Genomic DNA, 17,163 nt, shown 5'->3' with positions numbered 1-17,163 from the left:
TCCTCACCGGCCGCGGAGGGCATCGGGAAGCCTGCTGAGCGTGTCGACGGTCCGGGTGGGTGTCGGGTGGGTCCGGCGCAGGCTGCTGCGCCCGGCCGCGTAGGCGGCCGCGGCGACCACCGCCCACACCAGCGCCACGAGCAGGCCCGCCCAGCCGCCGTCCATCACGTTCGACAGCCCGGCCCACAGGGCCACCGACAGGAACAGCAGCACCATCGAGGTGGCGTACCCCGCGGTCCCGAAACCGACCGCGGTCGCACCGGCGCGACGGGCCTCGTGGCGGAGCTCGGCCTGCGCGAGGGAGAGCTCCTGGCGCACCAGGGTGGACAGGTCACGCGACACCCGGCCCATGAGGTCGCCGAGCGACGGGTCCGCACCGGCCGTCTCCGGCGCGGGGCGGGAGCCCCGGTCGGGACCGGGCGCGGGGGCAGGCGGCCGGTGACCGGGGGTCTCGGCAGGCGGCGGGCTGCCCGGCCGGCTCACCGCGGGTCCTCGTCGATGCGCGGGTCGCCGCGGCGGCCCAGCTCGTCGACGTACTCGCCGACGGTCGTCGCCCCCGGCCGGGGCGCGTGTGCGGGTGGTGGCGGTGCGGGCAGCAACCCGTCGGCGAACGGGGCGGCCGGGGCCGGTGCGGGCCGGTCGTCCGGTGAGGACCCGGGCGCCCGGTGCGCCCCCGGGTCCTCACCGCGCTGGGCGGCCGGAGCGGACCACGGAGTCCCCGGCGCGGCCACCGGGGCCGGCGCGGCCACCGTGGTGGGTGCCGCCACCGGGGTCGGCGCCCCCGGGTGCTCCGCGGGGGACCGCACCGGGCGCGACGGCGGCACGTCGTGCCCGCCCGTCGGATCCGGGCGCGGGGTCCGCTCCCGGTCGACCGCACCGCGGGTCAGCCGGCCCACCAGCACCCCGGCGTCCACCGCGCCCGCCAGGAACGTGCCCGGATGCCGCCGGGCGACGCCCCGCACCTGGTCGACGACGTCGCCGGGCTCCCGTTCCTCCAGCCAGCCCGCGAGCCGCTCGGCGCGCCCGGCAGCGTCCCGCGCCAGGTCGGCGACCGGTCCCTCGGCGTCGTCGCCGCTGAGCCGGCGCAGTTCGTCGGCCAGGCCCCGGACGCCGCCCGCGGCCCGGCGCTGGGTGGACCCGGCCTGCTCGCCCAGCGCGTGACGGGCCTCGTCGAGCAGGTCCCGGGCCTGCCGCCCGGTCTCGCGGGCGACCTGGCGGACCTCGTCGGTCGCGGCGCCCGCGACGTGTGCCCCGGCGTCGACCGCGGCCCGACCGACGGCCGCCCCCTCGTCCCGGGCGACGCCGATGCCGCTCGGGTCGCCCCCTGCAGGTCCTGTCGGTGTCATGGTGCGCCCCTCGCTGCTCGTGGTATCCGCTCCGATACCCGCGCCCGGTGCGGCGAAGCCGGATGTCACCGCCACGAACGTGGACCACTCGGTCGGCGCAACCGGGGAGCCCGGGTGCCCACCGGGCGTCACGGCCCACGGTGCGCCGTGCCGCGGGCCCCGTGCGTCCGCCGGACGCCGTCGCCACGACGACCGGGCGGGGGTCGGGACGACGATTCCGATCCGGCACGATGGACCACGATGCGTGAGGACCGACGAGCGGCGGAGCGGGCGCCCCACCCCGCGGCGGTGCGGCACCAGCCGTACCCCCGACCGGTGATGGGTGCCGCCCCCCGGCGGTCCCCGCGGACGCCGCCGGAGGGGGCGGGCGAGGTGACCCGCCCGCTGGGCTCCGGTGGCCGGGTCCCCGATCCCGGGGAGCCCACGACGCCGCTGGGCCCCGTGGCCGACCCGTCGACGCCGGCGGGGCCCGTCGGGGCGCCGTCCGGGGCCGCGTCCGGCCCGGACGACGCCCGCTCGGACGGTGCCCGCTCGGACGGTGCCCGCTCGGACGGTGCCCGCTCGGACGGTGCCCGCTCGGACGGTGCCCGCTCGGACGGTGCCCGCTCGGACGGTGCCCGCTCGGACGGTGCCCGCTCGGACGGTGCGCGGTCGGACGGTGCCGGGTCCGGCGACGACGGCGCGTCGGGGACGGAGGCGTCGCCGTCCGGCGGCACCGAGCGCACCGGGTCGCTGGTCCGCTCCTCCGGCATGATCGCGATCGCCAGCCTGGTCAGCAGGCTCACCGGGTTCGTCCGGAACCTCGCGCTGGTCGCGGTGCTGGGCTTCGCGGTCGTCAACGACTCCTACACTGTCTCCAACACGCTGCCGAACATCGTCTACGAGCTGCTGCTCGGTGGCGTGCTGACCAGCGTGATGATCCCGGTGCTGGTCCGTGCCCAGGCCGAGGACGCCGACGGCGGCGAGCGCTTCACCCGGCGGCTGCTGACGGTGGTCGGGGCCGCGTTGCTGGTGGCGACGTTGCTCGCGATGGCCGCCGCCCCGCTGCTCACCCGGCTCTACCTCGGCTCGGGTGACACCGGCCAGGCCAACCCGGCGCTGGCCACGGCGTTCGCCTGGCTGCTCCTGCCGCAGATCTTCTTCTACGGGATCGGCGCGCTGCTCGGCGCGGTCCTCAACTCGAAGCAGGTGTTCGGGCCGTTCGCCTGGGCGCCGGTGCTGAACAACGTCGTCCTGCTCGGGGTGCTGGTCGTCTACGTGCTGGTGCCGGGGGAGATCTCGGTCGACCCGGTGCGCATGGGTGACCCCAAGCTGCTGGTCCTGGGGATCGGCACGACGCTCGGCATCGTCGTCCAGGCGCTGGTGCTGATCCCGTTCATGCGCCGCATCGGGTTCCGCTACCGCCCGGTGTGGGGCTGGGACCCGCGGCTGTCGCTGGCCGGCGGGATGGCGCTGTGGATCGTGGCCTACGTCCTCGTCGGCCAGGCCGGCTACATCGTCACCACCCGGGTCGCCGCCACGGCCTCCGAGGGCTCGGTCGCGACGTACATGAACGCGTGGTTGCTCCTCCAGGTCCCGTACGGGGTGCTCGGGGTGTCGCTGCTGACCGCGCTGATGCCGCGGATGAGCCGGGCCGCGGCGCGGGGCGACGTCGACCAGGTCGTCACCGACCTCTCGCTCGGGGCCCGGCTGTCGACGGTCGGGCTGATCCCGATCGCCGCCGTCATGACGGCGTTCGGCGGAGCACTGGGCACGGCGCTGTTCTCGGTCGGCGCGGGCAGCGGGGAGGGCGCGGCGCGCCTCGGTGCGACCGTGGCGTGCTCGGCGTTCGGGCTGCTGCCCTACGCGGTGACGATGCTGCAGATGCGGGTCTTCTACGCGATGACCGACTCGCGGACCCCGACGCTGATCCAGGTCGGGATGGTCGGGGTGAAGATCCCGTTGCTCCTCGCGTGCCCGCTGCTGCTCCCGCCCGAGCAGGTCGTGCTGGGGCTTGCCGCGGCGAACTCGCTGTCGTTCGTGGGCGGCGCGGTGCTGGGCCAGTGGTTGCTGCGCCGCCGTCTCGGGCGGATCCGGACCGGGGAGGTCCTCACCTGTCTGGGCAAGACGACCGCGGCGTCCGCGACCGCGGCCGCGATCGGGTGGGCGCTCACCCGGCTCCTGGAACCCGTTCTCCTGGGTTGGCCCGACGTCGCCCGCGCCTGGACCCTGCTGCTCGTCGGGACGCTGGTGGCGCTGCCGCTGGCCGTGGTCGCGATGCGCCTGCTGAGAGTCCGCGAGCTCGACGCGGTCTTCCGGCGCTTCGCCCGCCGCTGACATCTCCCGGGACCCCGGGGTACCCACCTCCCCGCGCACCTCGATCCCGGGCACGTGTGCCCGCGCATCCCCGCCGGCGTGTCCCCGGGCGGCACGCTCCGGGCGTCGGTCCAGGCATCCGGTGTGCCCGCCCCGCACGCCCCGCCCCGCGCCCGCTCCGGGGGGGGTCGCACGAACGGGCCGTTCGTACGAACCTTTCGTACGAACGGCCCGTTCGTGCGAACCCGTGGGCCGGGCGGCCGGGGGGCCGGGCGGCCCGTTCGTGCGAACCGGGGCCCGGCGGGCCGGAACCGGGGCCGGGCGGACCGGGGGTGGGGAGGTCGGGGGCGGATGCAGCGACGCCGCGCCCTGGTGTGGGGCGCGGCGTCGGTGTGCTGGTCGTGCGCGGAGGCTCAGTCGTCCGGGTCGTCGCCGACGAGGTCGGCGGCGGAGGCGCCGTTCTGGCTCTTCACCGCGACCTTCGCCCGTCCGCGGCGCTGGGCCGGACGGGGCGGGGGCGGCGGGGCCTGCTGGGCGTACTGCCCACCCCGGCCCATGATCAGCTCCGCGAAGGTGGCCATCGCCTCGTCGAGCTGGCTGGCGTTGCGGCGCTCGGACTCGGCGTTGGCCTTGGTGACCAGGTCGGTGACCGACCCGGTGTCCGGCCGGTCGCGCAGCACGGTGTCGAGGCCGGAGAGCCGGTCGTCGACGCCCGTCGAGAGCTTGTCGACGTCGCCGGCGAGCTTCTCGAGACGGGTGTCGACCTCCCCGGTGAGGGTGTCGAGGCGGCCGTCGACGTCGGTGGTGAGCTTGTCCAGCTTCCCGTCGACGCTCTCGGTGAGGGCGTCGAACCGGCCGTCCACGGCCTCCGACAGCGAGGACAGCCGGTCGGTGACCGAGCCGTCGAGCTCGCCCAGACGGTCCTTCAGGGACCCGCCGAGCTTGCCCACCCGCTCCTTGACCGACCCGTCCAGGTCGGTCAGCTTGCCGTCCAGGCCGGTCTCGACCGAGTCGAGGCGCGTGCCGACCTCCTCCAGCCGGGCGGAGAGGGCCTCCAGCCGCTCGGTGAGGGCGTCGAAGGCCGGGGTGGGGTCGACGGCCGGGCGCTGGGCCAGGTCCTCCAGGCGGCGGTGCAGGCCCACCGAGGTGTCGCCCAGCAGGTTGCGCAGGCCCTCGCCGGTCTCCTCGAACGAGTGGACGGCCGCGTCGAGCTGCTCGCGCACCTGGCGCTCGACGCCGTCGACGCGCTCCTTGATCGGGGAGGCGACGGCGTTCGGCATCGCGTCGAGCCGCATCTCGTGCCGGTCGAGGCGGTTGTCGAGGTCGTCGAGGCGCTTGTGCAGGCCGCCCAGGCGGTCGTCGAGGCCGTCCATCCGGCCCGAGACGCCCTCGAGGCGCCCGCCCATGCCGTCGAGCCGCCCGTCGAGCTGGGCGATCGGCTTGGCCAGCTTGTCCGGGAGGGACTCGATGGCCCGGGTGATCGCGCCGAGCACGATCTCGGTGTTGTCGAGCTTGGACACGGTCTCGTCGAGGCGCTCGGCCAGGACGTTCAGCTCGGTCCGGTCGGGGAGCTCGGTGAGCTTCTTGCGCACGGTGCCGATGGCGTCGAGGGCCGCCAGCCGGGCGTGGATCTCGTCGAGGGAGTCGAAGATCTGCTGCTGTTCGCTGTCACGGATCTCGGCCGCTCGCATGAGCATGCCGCGCATCCGGTCGAACGAGAGGTTCGAAGTGTCGCTCATGGCACCTGCTGCGCTTCCTCTGAGCCAAGTGGGGAGTGCCCAGAGGGTAGCGACCGCCGTTCGAGGGTCGACGGACGGTGTTGCATTGAGCCGTCCGGGGCATGTCTCCGCACCCGGATCGGGTTGATCATGGCAGGTCCGCGCGTCGCTCGTCGCGCGCCACGCCGCTCGGTACCGTGCCCGGGTGGCAGACCCCACCGATCCCGCCCCGGTCACCCCCGACTCCGTCCGCCGCGCGCCCAAGGTGCTGCTGCACGACCACCTCGACGGCGGCCTGCGGGTCGGGACCGTCGTCGAGCTGGCCCGCGAGTACGGCTACGACAAGCTCCCCACCACCGACCCCGGCGAGCTCGCCGCCTGGTTCCTCGGCGCCGCCCACTCCGGCTCGCTGGTCCGCTACCTCGAGACCTTCGGACACACCGTCGCCGTGCTGCAGACCCGTGATGCGCTGACCAGGGTCGCCGCCGAGGCCGCCGAGGACCTGGCCGCCGACGGCGTGGTCTACGCCGAGGTGCGCTTCGCCCCCGAGCTGCACGTCGAGGGCGGCCTCGACCTCGACGCCGTCGTCGACGCGGTCCTGGAGGGGTTCCGGCTGGGCACCGCCCGTGCCGCGGCGGCCGGGCACACCATCCGGATCGGCACCCTGCTCACCGCGATGCGGCACGCCGCCCGGTCCCGCGAGATCGCCGAGCTGTCGGTGCGCCACCGCGACGCCGGCGTGGTCGGCTTCGACATCGCGGGCGCGGAGAAGGGCTTCCCGCCCACCCGCCACCTCGACGCGTTCGAGTACGTCCGCCAGCAGAACGCGCACGTCACCATCCACGCCGGCGAGGCGTTCGGGCTGCCGTCGATCTGGGAGGCCGTGCAGTGGTGCGGCGCCGACCGGCTCGGGCACGGCGTCCGGATCGTCGACGACATCACCGTCACCGACGACGGCCCGCACCTGGGCCGGCTCGCCGCCTGGGTCCGCGACAGCCGCATCCCGCTGGAGATGTGCCCGACCTCGAACGTGCACACCGGCGCCGCGCCGTCGCTGGCCGAGCACCCCATCGGGCTGCTCACCGAGCTGCGGTTCCGGGTCACGGTCAACACCGACAACCGGCTGATGTCCGGCTGCACCATGACCAGCGAGATGTACGACCTGGCGGAGACCTTCGGCTACGGCTGGGACACACTGCGCTGGTTCACCGTGAACGCGATGAAGTCGGCGTTCATCGGCTTCGACGAGCGTCTGGCCCTGATCGAGGACGTCGTCAAGCCCGGCTACGACGCGCTGGCGGCCGGCGCCTAGTGCTCGCGGAGCCGGGCCTCGAGCCCGGCGACGAGCTCGCCCCAGGACTGTGCCTCCTGGGTGAACGGCGGGCTGGGCGCCATCCGCGTGGGATCCGGCCGCACGACGAACGACACGAGCCAGCCCAGGCTGTTGGACTCGGCGAGCGCCTCGGCGGGCTCGGGGTCACCGGCCCACTCGCCGACGTCGGTCAGCAGCTCCGAGGCCAGGTCGAGCTGGACCGGGTCCAGATCGAGCACGCCCTCGGCGAGGTCCGGGCCGATCCCGGTCAGCACGTAGGTGTTCATGTCCTCGACGCCGCCGTCGAGCTCGCCGACGGCGGCCCGGTCGAGGACCTCGTCGAAGGTGACGGCCGCGGTCAGGTCGGTCCCGGCGACGGCGGGGTGCTCCCGGTCGGCCAGCGCCCGGAACATCGCGCGCTCGGAGCCGAACACGTCGATCCGTCCGTCGGAGCCGAGGAAGACGGGCTTGTCGTCGAGGTAGCAGCGCAGGCTGACCACCGAGCGGTCGCCGACCTCGATGCGGATCGGGTCGATGCCGACCTCGGTCCAGAAGCCGGTGGGCTCCTCCTCGTCGGTGCCGGAGTCCTCGGTGCCCGCGGCGAGCGCGGCGGCCTCGAGGGCCTCGTCGTCGTCGAGGGGCTGCGCGGCGAGCCGGTCACGGAGCTCCTGCTCCTCGGCGCGGGCCTTGTCCAGCGCCCCGGCGTCGGTCCCGGGGGTCGCGACGAGCCCGTCGACGGTGTCGACGATGCCGTCCCAGTGCGTCGTGACCGCCTCGGACAGCGCGGCCCAGCGCTTCGCGCCGTCGCGCCCGGTGAAGGCCTGCTCGCCCTCGCGCAGCAGCGCGAACACGGGCTCACCGTCGAGCGCGTCGACCACGTCGGTGAGGTCGCAGACGTCGGCCAGCGACCGGACGATGGAGACGGTCTCGTGCAGCTCCTGCACGGTGACCGCGTCGGGGTCGGCGGCGGCCAGCTCCGGCAGGCCGACCAGGTCGTACCGGTGGGCGTCGTCGGGGGTCAATTCGGCGACCGCGAGCCCGGGGACCGCCGACCACGCGGGATGGTCGGTCAGGTCGTGCTCGGGTGCGGTCCGCACGAACGCGGCGAGCCCGGCCACCTCGTCGAAGACGAACACGTGCTCGTCGTCGCCGAGGAAGGCCTCCCACTCCTCGCCGTCCTCGCGCCACGGGGGAGCCCACAGGGTGACCACGTCGCCCCGGGTGAGAGCGAGTCGGATCGGGACGATGTCGCTTGCCACGGGGCGAGCCTATCGTCGCGTCGTTCCGCCGGCCGGTCCCACCACCTCGGGTGTCGCCGGCCCGGCGGATCATGGTCGTGCGGGGTCAGGCCTGGGAGTGCAGTCGGACCACTCCGATGGACACGTCCTCGAGCCCACCCCGGTCGAAGTCGCGTCGCAGCTGGTCGGCCTTGATGGTCGCCGTCATCCCGTCGAACGGGCCGTGCGCGTCCACCTCCCCGGTCTGCGGGTCCACCGCCAGAACAACGTATCCGTCGCACTGCGTGAGCTTTTCCGCAGCAGCGATCAACGTCTGCTCCTCGGAAGTCGTGTTCTCCGGCATCGGATCACCTCCTTGTCGTCTAGTACAGCGTCGGTGGCGCCCTCGATGTGACACCGTTTCGGCCATACCACCCGTTCGGGTCAGGTGAATCGCGAAATCGGCGACCGCGAGTGCTGTTCGTGGCACTCCACGCGGTCGATCACGCGATCCGGGGAACCGGTCGTGTCCGACCGGGCACCGTTGGTGATCACAAATCCGGTCGGGGATCCGCTGTCACGCAAGGTCTGCGAGCGTGTCGGAGGCCTCACCCGGGAGGACGAGGAGGTGCCTCCGGGCGGCGCCGGGGTCACTCGTCGGTGAGCGCGTGCTTCTCACGCTTCGTGAACCGTGACACGCATCCGTGTCAACGTCCGCGGGTGACGTCCCGGTGTCCGTCCGGTCACGGGACCGCATCGTCGCAGGACACGCGGCGCGTCCCCGCAGGGGGTCCCGCCGCCCGGCGCGGTGACGGCACCGGATCGGTGGGCCGGGGGCCACCTCACGGGGGATCTCCGCGCGGCCCGGCCGCCGTAGGCTGTTCCCCCGTGGACACGATCGTCGTCGACCACCCGCTCGCGCGGGCCCGGCTCAGCACCATGCGGGACGCCCGCACCGACAACGCCACCTTCCGGGCGGCGTTGCGCGAGCTCACCCTGATGCTGGTCTACGAGGCGACCCGCTCGGCCCCGCTGGCCGAGGAGCGGATCCACACCCCGGTCTCGCGCACGGTCGGCCACCGGCTCGCGATCCCGCCGGTGCTCGTCCCGGTGCTGCGGGCCGGGCTGGGGATGGCCGAGGCCGCGCTGAACCTGATCCCGGACTCGCAGATGGGCTTCGTCGGCATGGCCCGGGACGAGACGACCCACCAGCCGGTGCCCTACATGGAGTCGCTGCCCGACAGCCTCGTCGGGCGGCCGGTGTTCGTCCTGGACCCGATGCTGGCCACCGGCGGCTCGATGGTGCACACCGTCGAGCTGCTGACCCGGCGCGGCGCCGACGACGTCACCGTCCTGTGTGCGCTGTCCGCGCCGGAGGGCGTGGAACGGCTGCGCGCGTCCGGCCTGCCGGTCCGCATGGTGACCGCCAGCATCGACGAGCGGCTCAACGACTCCGCGTTCATCGTCCCCGGCCTCGGCGCCGCCGGGGACCGGCAGCTCGGCGCGGTCTGAGCACGCCGTGACCGTCTCCCGGCGCATCCTCGGCGTGATCCTGGCCGGGGTGGTCACGGTGGCCGGGCTCAGCGGGCTGGCCGCGGCCGACCAGCCGGAGGACACGGCGGTGCCCGCCGTCGACGACCCGGGGGTGGTCCGGGTGATGCCGCTCGGCGCGTCGTCCACGGTGGGCGTGGGGAGCCCGGCGACGGCCGGCTACCGCCTCCCGCTGTGGCAGCGGCTGGCCGCCGACGGCGTGCACATCGACTACGTCGGCTCCCGCAGCTCCGGGCCGGACACGCTGCCCGACACCGACCACGAGGGACGGTCGGGCTGGACCGCGGCCCGGATGGTGCCGATGGCGGGCGGCTGGGTGCTGGCCGCACAGCCGGACGTCGTGCTGCTGCACGCCGGCACCAACGACCTGCTGCAGGGCGCCGGCGCACGGGCGACGGCGGCGAGCCTCGACCGGTTGCTCGACCGCGTGTTCGCCGCCGCGCCGCACACCCACGTGATCATGGCCGGGGTGTGGGCGCCGCTGCCGAAGCAGCGGGCCGAGCGGGCGCGGCTGGCCGACTACCTGCCCCGGGTCGCCGCGGCACACCGGGCGGCCGGGCACTCGGTGGAGTACGTCGACACCTCGACCCTGTTCCCCGCCGGGCGGACCGCGGACGGACTGCACGCCGGGCCGGGTGCGTACCGCACGATCGCCACGGTGTGGGCAGACCGGATCGAGGCCCACCTCGGGGTACGGCCCGCCACCGGGCGCCGGTAGCGCTCAGTCCTGTGGCATGACGGTCGCGGCCACGACCGCGCCCAGCTCGCGACAGGCGGCGCGGGCGGCGGCGTCCGGAGCCCCCGTGACCTCGACCGGCGCGGCCGCCGCGGTCCAGCCCATCGCCTCCGCGACCGTGCGCACCGAACGGGCGGCGCCGGAGGTGTCGGAGCCGCCGTGCACCCACAGCCCGTAGGGCAGCCCGCGGGTGTCGTCGGCGCACACGTAGAAGACCTGGTCGAGGAAGTGCTTGAGCGCGCCGGACATGTAGCCGATGTTCGCGGGCGTCCCGAGGACGACGGCGTCGGCGGCGAGCAGGTCGCTCGCCGTCGCGGCCAGGGCGGCGCGGGCGACGACCTCGACCCCGGTGATGTCCGGGTCGGCCGCACCCGCGCGGACCTCGGCGAGCAGCTCCGCGGTCGCGGGGGACGGGGTGTGGTGGACGAGGAGCAGGCGCGCGCTCATCCGGCGAGCATCCCGTCGACCTCGGCGCGCAGGGCCTCCAGGCGGTCCGCGGCCACGGTCCGCGCCCCCGGCACCGCGGTCATGTCGCCGGCGGGGGCCTCCACGACCTCCAGGTAGGCCTTGAGCTTCGGCTCGGTCCCCGACGGCCGGACGACCACGCGGGTGCCGGCACGGCGCAGCCGCAGCACGTCGGGGGCGGGACGGTCGGTCTCCCAGCCGGCCGGTGGCGCGTCGCGCAGCCGCGCCACGGCGGCGTCGCGCTCGGCGGGCGCCATCCGGATCGACACGCCCCGGGTGACGTGCACGCCGAACTCGGCGGCCAGCTCGTCGAGGCGCCGCGGCACCGAGGACCCGGCCGCGCGGAGCCCGCGCACCAGGTCGGCGGCGACGACCGCGGCGGAGATGCCGTCCTTGTCCCGGACGCCGTCGGGGTCGACGCAGAGCCCGATCGCCTCCTCGTACCCGAAGACGAGCCCGTCGCCGGCCCGCACGATCCACTTGAACCCGGTGAGGGTCTCGGCGGACCGGGCACCGCGGGCCCGGGCGACCCGGGCGAGCATCGACGAGGACACGACGGTCGTGGCGACCAGCGGGTCCGCCGCCGTGGTGGTCCGCAGGAGGTGGTCGCCGAGCAGCACACCGGTCTCGTCGCCGGACAGCATCCGCCACCCGTCGGGGAACTCGACGCCGAGCGCGCACCGGTCGGCGTCCGGGTCCAGCGCGACCGCGAGGTCGGCACCGGACCGGGTGGCCAGCGCGAGCAGCGCGTCGGTGGCGCCGGGCTCCTCCGGGTTCGGGAAGGCGACGGTCGGGAAGTCGGGGTCGGGCACGGCCTGGCTCGCGACGACGGCGACGTCGTGCACCCCGGCCCGGGCCAGCGCGGCGACCGCGGTCGCGCCGCCGACCCCGTGCATCGGGGTCAGCGCGATCCGCGGCGCGGGAGCCCCGGTGTGCGTCGACAGCGTCGCGACCCGGTCCAGGTAGGCGCCGGTGACATCGACCGGGTCCGGCAGCGGTCCGAGCGGGACCGACACCGCGGCGGGCGCGGCGGTGATCGCGGCCTCGATGGCGGCGTCGTCGGGTCCCACGAGCTGCGCGCCGTCGGACAGGTAGACCTTGTAGCCGTTGTCGGCGGGCGGGTTGTGCGAGGCGGTGACGGCGATCCCGGCGACGGCCCCGAGGTGCCGCACGGCGAAGGCGACCAACGGGGTGGGGACGGGGCCGTCCAGCAGGGTCACGGCGAACCCGGCGCCGGTCAGCACGCGGGCGGTGGCCTCGGCGAACGCGGCGGACCCGTGGCGGGCGTCGCGGCCGACGACGACCCGGCCGGTGCCGGTGGTCCGGGCCAGGTGGGCGGCCAGCCCGGCGGTCGCCCTGGTCACGACGGCGACGTTCATGCCTGACGGCCCGGCCCGCACCGGCCCGCGCAGGCCCGCGGTCCCGAAGCGCAGCGGCCCGGACAGCCGGTCGGCCAGCTCGTCGGTGGCCGCCGCGGCAGCCGGACCACCGGCCATCGCGGTGGCCAGCACGCGCTGCAGCTCGGTCCGGGTCCCCGGGTCGGGGTCGTCGGCGATCCAGCGCAGCGCCGTGTCGCGCAGCGGCCCCGGGAGCACCATCAGACGCGGCCGACGAGGTCGCGCAGCAGCGAGCCCATCCGGGTCGCCGCGGCGGCGCCGGCGTCGAGGACCTCCTGGTGGTGCAGCGGCTGCCCGGACAGGCCCGCGGCCAGGTTGGTGACCAGCGAGATCCCGGCGACCTCCAGCCCGGCGGCGCGGGCGGCGATCGTCTCGGCGACGGTGGACATGCCCACCAGGTCCGCGCCCAGCGTGCGCAGCATGCGGATCTCGGCCGGGGTCTCGAAGTGCGGGCCGGGCAGCCCGGCGTAGACCCCCTCGACCAGCGAGGGGTCCAGCTCGCGGGCGGCGGCGCGCAGCCGCGGGGAGTAGGCGTCGGTGAGGTCGACGAAGTGCGCGCCCTGCAGCGGCGAGCGCGCCAGGAGGTTGAGGTGGTCGGAGATCAGCACCGGCTGCCCGACCGACAGGCCCTCGGTGATGCCGCCCGCGGCGTTGGTCAGCACGACCGTGCGCACCCCGGCCGCCGCGGCGGTCCGGACGCCGTGGACCACCGGGTCCATCCCGTGGCCCTCGTAGAGGTGGGTGCGGCCCAGCAGCACCAGCACCCGGGTGTCGCCGATGCGCAGCGAGCGCGCGGTGCCGCCGTGCCCGACCGCGGACGGTGCGACGAAACCGGGCAGCTCGGCCATCGGGACCTCGCTGTCGGGCGTGCCGAGGACGTCGGCGGCCGGCCGCCAGCCCGAGCCCAGGACCACCGCCACGTCGTGGCTGTCGGTGCCGGTGCGGCGCGCGAGCTCGACGGCGGCGGCGTGGGCGCGAGCGGTGGGATCGGCGGTGTCGGCCATGCGCGTCAGCCTAGGGGGCGGCGTCGTGGCCTGCTCAGCCCGGGGTGGCGCGGAAGCCCGAGGCGACGGCGTCGAACAGTCCCGCGACGGCCTCCTCGGCGCGGCCCGCGGGGGAGGTCAGCTGCAGCACCCAGACCCCGCCCAGCTGGTCGCGGCCGGGCAGGATGCGCATCAGCGTGCTGCGCTGCGCGGCGCCGCTGCCGGTGGTCAGCGCGACCTGGCTGGAGCCGTCGGGCAGCTGCTCGACCGGCCCGGCCTCGACCGGCCCGACGCCCAGCGCCTCCGGGGTGAGGGCGTCGGTCACGGCCTGCACCGAGGTCGCCGCCCGGACCGACAGCTCCTGACGGCCGTCCGGGCTGACGAAGCGGACGACGACCGACCCGTCGGGGGCCGGCGAGCGGAACTGCGTCCAGCCGTCGGGGACCGGGACGGTGAAGCCGAGCGGGTCCGGGTAGGTGGTGCGCAGCGAGCGGTCGGTGGCCACGGTGACCGTCGACAGCGGCTCCTGGCCTGCCAGGGCGCGCACCCCGGCGAACCCGGCGAGGGCGCCGAGCAGCACGAGCAGGGCACCGCCGAGCACGAGCGGGACCGCGCCCAGCACGGTGGCCGGGCCGGTCGCCGCGGCCCGGGCGGGCGCGGCCCCCCGCGACGACGGCCGGGCCCGCCGCGGGCGTGGCGGCCCGGCGGGCGGCGGCGCCGGTGCGGGCACGGGCTCGGCGACCGGGACGCGGCCGTAGGTGCCGGTGCCGGTGGGGCCGACCGGGCCGGGCGGGGGCGGTGCGGCGACCCGCGGCGGCGGTGCCGGGGCCGCCCCGGTCGGCGCGGGCACCCGCGCCATCACGGTCGGCACGTCCGGCGAACCGGGGAAGATCGGGTCGTCCGGGTCGGCGAGCAGCGGACGCAGCCGGGCCCGGACCTCGTCGAGCGGCATCCGCCCGGACGGTTCCTTGACCATCAGCCCGACGATGACGTCGGCGACGGGGCCGGTGACCGTGGGCGTGGGGACGGGGCCGTCGACGACCTCGGTGATGGTGCGGACCGGGTCGCCGTCGACGTCGTAGGGCGGGCGGCCCTCGACGGCGGCCCACAGCGTCGCGCCGAGACCCCACAGGTCCGCGGCGGGGGTGACCGGCTGACCGGCGGCGACCTCGGGGGCGATGTAGGCGGGCGAGCCCAGGACCAGGCCCGCGGAGGTCATCGGTGCGTCGGACTCGTTGCGGGCGATCCCGAAGTCGGTGAGCTTGATCCGGCCGTCGTCGGAGATCAGGACATTGCCGGGCTTCACGTCGCGGTGGGTGATGCCGGCCCGGTGCGCCGCCCGCAGCGCCGCCGCGGTGCCGTGCCCGACGACGCCGGCCTGGGCGGCGTCGAGCCTGCCCAGCTCGGTGATCGCCGCCGCCAGGTTCTTCGACGGCACCAGCTCCATGACCACCAGCGGCTCGTCCCCACCGGAGTCGAGCACGTCGAACACGGTCACGACGTTGGGGTGGGACAGCCCGGCCAGCGCGCGGGCCTCCCGCATGATGCGCTCCCGCAGCTCCAGCTTCTCCCCGGCCGGGATGCCGTCGGGGATCTTGAGCTCCTTGAGCGCAACACGGCGGTGCAGGACCTCGTCGAAACCCGACCAGACGGTGCCCATCGCGCCGCTCCCGAGCGGACCGTCGACGCGGTACCGCCCGGCGACCTGTCGGCGCTGGACCTTGCCCTCGGGAACGGACACGCCGCCGATTGTTCCATCGTGCCCGCGCGGCCCGCCCCCGCACACCGTTCCCGGCCGTGGTCGTGACCGACGGTCGCCGGCGTTCACTGTGAGTGAGCGAGCGGGGCGCCCCGGCACGCCGGGCGGCCGCCCCGGCGGGCCGGGCGCGCGGACGGTCACGGTCCGGGCGCGACCCGGTGTCGCCGTGGTCGCGGTTCCCCGGGGCGGACCCCCGAACCGCCGGTGAGCGGCGAGGACGGCCGCTCGCCGACGGGAGGAGCGGTCGCGCGCGGCCGTTCACCTGGAGCGGTGAACCCGCTGGCAGCACCCCGCCGACCCCTTGCCGCGCCGAGGCGTGAACGGACGATTTCGACTGGAACACCGCCGGACGGGTGAGTACCATCATGGGTGGTGGGAGACGACCGAACGCCGTCCGTGTCGACCGCGGACACGCGGGCCGTCCCCGCCGAGGGCCAGTACGAGGAGGACAAGGTGACTGCGCTGCAGACCCGCACCGAGCTCCCGGAGATCGCCGATTTCCCGGTCGACGACCTCGGCGCCGGCACGGGTCCGGCCTGGCTGGAGTCGTGGATGCTGGCGCACCGGGGCGAGATCGTCGGCTGGCGCCGGGCGATCCACGCCCAGCCCGAGCTGGCCCGTCGCGAGCACCTCACGACCGCGCGGGTCGCGGAGACCCTGCTGCGGGCGGGGCTGGAGCCGCGCACGCTGCGCGGTGGTACGGGCGTCGTCTGCGAGGTGGGGCACGGCGAGCCGCTGGTCGCGCTGCGCGCGGACATGGACGCGCTGCCGCTGCAGGAGCAGACCGGGCTGGCCTTCGCCTCCGAGGTGCCCGGCGCGATGCACGCCTGCGGGCACGACGCGCACACCGCGATGCTGCTGGGGGCGGCGCTGGCCCTGCAGTCCGCGCCGGCGCTGCCCGGCCGGGTGCGGCTGGTGTTCCAGCCGGCCGAGGAGGTGCAGCCGGGCGGCGCGCTCGACGCCGTCGAGCAGGGTGTGATGCAGGACGTGCAGCGGATCTTCGCGCTGCACTGCGACCCGCGCCTGGAGGTCGGACGGCTCGGTACCCGGGTCGGCCCGATCACCTCCGCCTGCGACCTGATCGAGGTGCGCCTGACCTCCCCGGGCGGGCACACCTCCCGGCCGCACCTGACCGCCGACCTGGTGCAGGCCCTGGGTCTGCTGGCCACCCAGGTGCCGCTGCTGCTGACCCGCCACGTCGACCCGCGTTCGGGCACCGTCCTGACCTGGGGTGCGGTGCACGCCGGGGACGCGGCGAACGCGATCCCGCAGTCCGGGCTGCTGCGCGGCACCCTGCGCACGGCCGACCACGCCACCTGGACCGAGCTCGAGGAGAAGCTGCGCGCGCTCGTCGCGTCCGTGCTGGCCCCGACCGGTGTCGGCTACGTGCTCGACCACGTCCGCGGCGTCCCGCCCGTCGTCAACGACGAGGTGTCCACCGGCATGCTGCGCGACGCCGCGGTGACCGTCGGCGGGGAGAGCGCCGACGCGTCCACCGAGCAGTCCTCCGGTGGCGAGGACTTCGCCTGGTACCTGGAGCACTCGGCGGGCGCCATGGCCCGGCTCGGGGTGTGGTCGGGCACCGGCAAGCAGCGCGACATCCACCAGCCGACCTTCGACCTCGACGAGCGGGCCCTGCCGTTCGGGACGCGGGTGCTGGTGCAGGCCGCGCTGTCCGCGCTGGCGCAGGCGGCCTCCTGACCCACCGTCTCCCGCGGTGCACGACGTCGGCCCGGTCCCCGCTCGCGCGGGGCCGGGCCGTCGTCGTCAGCCGGTACGGTCGGTCAGGACTGGTTGCCGGGGGAGGACTTGCGGCTGGGCCTGCTGCGCAGCTCGTTGACGTAGTCGTCCGGGGCGCCCGCGGTCTCCGCGGCGTCGGCGATCACGCCCAGGTAGCGGGCCGACGGGTCGCCGCCCTCGTAGGCGTTGAGCACGTAGATCCAGGCCAGGACGCTGCCGTCGAGCGTCGCGACGCGCAGCCGGAGCTTCTTGTGCATGCCGAGCTCGCCGCCCTCCCAGCGGTCGAGCTGACGTTCGTCGTGCTCGGGGACGTCGTAGAGCACGACGAACACCTGCGAGCCCGGCTCCTCCACCACGGTGGAGAGCGCGCCCTCCCAGGTGTAGTCCTCACCGCCGAACGTCAGCCGCCAGCCCTGGAGCCACCCGGTCCCGGCCATCGGCGAGTGCGGGGCACGCTCCTTCATCTGCTCGGGGTCCATGTTCGACCCGTACGCGGCATACAGCGGCACGCGTGCAGGGTAGTGGGGAGCCCGGCGGGGCCTCGACCCGCCCGGTCGGAACGATGGGACACGCGTACTGTGAGCCCCGTCGACGCCGGCGGGCGGGACCGCCTGCCGGTCCACCACCACCGACTTCTCCAGGGG

Annotated in this window: 15 protein-coding genes; 5 read left to right on the top strand and 10 right to left on the bottom strand. The window is 75.6% G+C overall.

Annotation, left to right across the window (positions count from 1 at the left end):
- Positions 1-3: 3 nt before the first annotated feature.
- The gene (locus tag KPF47_RS29755; RefSeq protein ID WP_224392116.1) at positions 4-483 is read right to left on the bottom strand and encodes a phage holin family protein; all 480 of its coding nucleotides are present in this window, start codon (positions 481-483) and stop codon (positions 4-6) included.
- Entirely contained in the window at positions 480-1,346 is an 867-nt protein-coding gene (locus KPF47_RS29750; protein ID WP_224392284.1) for a hypothetical protein, read from the bottom strand. Before KPF47_RS29750 ends, KPF47_RS29755 begins: the two co-directional genes overlap by 4 nt.
- A 372-nt stretch (positions 1,347-1,718) precedes the next feature.
- Between KPF47_RS29750 and murJ the strand changes: the two genes are divergently transcribed.
- The gene (murJ, locus tag KPF47_RS29745; RefSeq protein WP_224392115.1) at positions 1,719-3,662 is read left to right on the top strand and encodes a murein biosynthesis integral membrane protein MurJ; all 1,944 of its coding nucleotides are present in this window, start codon (positions 1,719-1,721) and stop codon (positions 3,660-3,662) included.
- Between the two features lie 392 nt (positions 3,663-4,054).
- On the opposite strand, the gene KPF47_RS29740 is transcribed toward murJ, so the two are convergent.
- Positions 4,055-5,380, bottom strand: coding sequence for a hypothetical protein (locus tag KPF47_RS29740; RefSeq protein ID WP_224392114.1), 1,326 nt, complete (start codon positions 5,378-5,380; stop codon positions 4,055-4,057).
- Between the two features lie 184 nt (positions 5,381-5,564).
- On the opposite strand from KPF47_RS29740, the gene KPF47_RS29735 reads away from it, so the two are divergent.
- Positions 5,565-6,671 carry an adenosine deaminase gene (locus KPF47_RS29735; protein ID WP_224392113.1) on the top strand — a complete coding sequence of 369 codons (1,107 nt, stop codon included), beginning with the start codon at positions 5,565-5,567 and terminating at the stop codon, positions 6,669-6,671.
- Here KPF47_RS29735 and KPF47_RS29730 read toward each other — a convergent pair.
- Both KPF47_RS29730 and KPF47_RS29725 read right to left on the bottom strand, forming a co-directional pair.
- The gene (locus KPF47_RS29730) at positions 6,668-7,930 is read right to left on the bottom strand and encodes a primosomal protein (RefSeq protein ID WP_224392112.1); all 1,263 of its coding nucleotides are present in this window, start codon (positions 7,928-7,930) and stop codon (positions 6,668-6,670) included. The two genes, KPF47_RS29735 and KPF47_RS29730, sit on opposite strands and share 4 nt — an antisense overlap.
- Before the next feature lie 85 nt (positions 7,931-8,015).
- Positions 8,016-8,252, bottom strand: coding sequence for a hypothetical protein (locus tag KPF47_RS29725; RefSeq protein WP_010230125.1), 237 nt, complete (start codon positions 8,250-8,252; stop codon positions 8,016-8,018).
- A 524-nt stretch (positions 8,253-8,776) separates the two neighbouring features.
- Between KPF47_RS29725 and upp the strand changes: the two genes are divergently transcribed.
- Positions 8,777-9,400 (top strand): uracil phosphoribosyltransferase, encoded by a 624-nt coding sequence (upp, locus tag KPF47_RS29720; RefSeq protein ID WP_224392111.1) that lies wholly within the window; start codon positions 8,777-8,779, stop codon positions 9,398-9,400.
- Between the two features lie 7 nt (positions 9,401-9,407).
- Positions 9,408-10,157: an SGNH/GDSL hydrolase family protein gene (locus KPF47_RS29715; protein ID WP_224392110.1), complete on the top strand. Its 750-nt coding sequence runs from the start codon at positions 9,408-9,410 to the stop codon at positions 10,155-10,157.
- A 3-nt stretch (positions 10,158-10,160) separates the two neighbouring features.
- Here the strand turns inward: KPF47_RS29715 and KPF47_RS29710 are convergent, their stop codons facing one another.
- The 4 genes from KPF47_RS29710 to KPF47_RS29695 are packed head-to-tail and all read right to left on the bottom strand — an operon-like array spanning position 10,161 to position 14,761.
- A complete protein-coding gene (locus KPF47_RS29710; protein WP_224392109.1) occupies positions 10,161-10,622 on the bottom strand; it encodes a flavodoxin family protein in 462 nt (153 codons plus the stop codon).
- Complete coding sequence (locus KPF47_RS29705) at positions 10,619-12,238, bottom strand: phospho-sugar mutase (RefSeq protein WP_224392108.1); 1,620 nt, start codon at positions 12,236-12,238, stop codon at positions 10,619-10,621. Before KPF47_RS29705 ends, KPF47_RS29710 begins: the two co-directional genes overlap by 4 nt.
- Entirely contained in the window at positions 12,238-13,041 is an 804-nt protein-coding gene (locus KPF47_RS29700) for a purine-nucleoside phosphorylase (RefSeq protein WP_224392107.1), read from the bottom strand. The genes KPF47_RS29705 and KPF47_RS29700 overlap by 1 nt, the downstream gene beginning before the upstream one ends.
- 34 nt (positions 13,042-13,075) lie before the next feature.
- Positions 13,076-14,761 (bottom strand): serine/threonine-protein kinase, encoded by a 1,686-nt coding sequence (locus tag KPF47_RS29695; RefSeq protein WP_224392106.1) that lies wholly within the window; start codon positions 14,759-14,761, stop codon positions 13,076-13,078.
- Positions 14,762-15,232: 471 nt separating this feature from the next.
- Between KPF47_RS29695 and KPF47_RS29690 the strand changes: the two genes are divergently transcribed.
- Complete coding sequence (locus KPF47_RS29690; protein WP_224392275.1) at positions 15,233-16,480, top strand: amidohydrolase; 1,248 nt, start codon at positions 15,233-15,235, stop codon at positions 16,478-16,480.
- Between the two features lie 83 nt (positions 16,481-16,563).
- Here the strand turns inward: KPF47_RS29690 and KPF47_RS29685 are convergent, their stop codons facing one another.
- The gene (locus KPF47_RS29685) at positions 16,564-17,028 is read right to left on the bottom strand and encodes a gamma-glutamylcyclotransferase (protein ID WP_224392105.1); all 465 of its coding nucleotides are present in this window, start codon (positions 17,026-17,028) and stop codon (positions 16,564-16,566) included.
- Positions 17,029-17,163: the final 135 nt, after the last annotated feature.

Source organism: Pseudonocardia sp. ICBG1293 (assembly GCF_020131355.1).
Lineage (GTDB): Bacteria > Actinomycetota > Actinomycetes > Mycobacteriales > Pseudonocardiaceae > Pseudonocardia.
The sequence above is the reverse complement of the archived record's forward strand: the minus strand, read 5'-3'. Positions and strand labels throughout refer to the sequence as shown.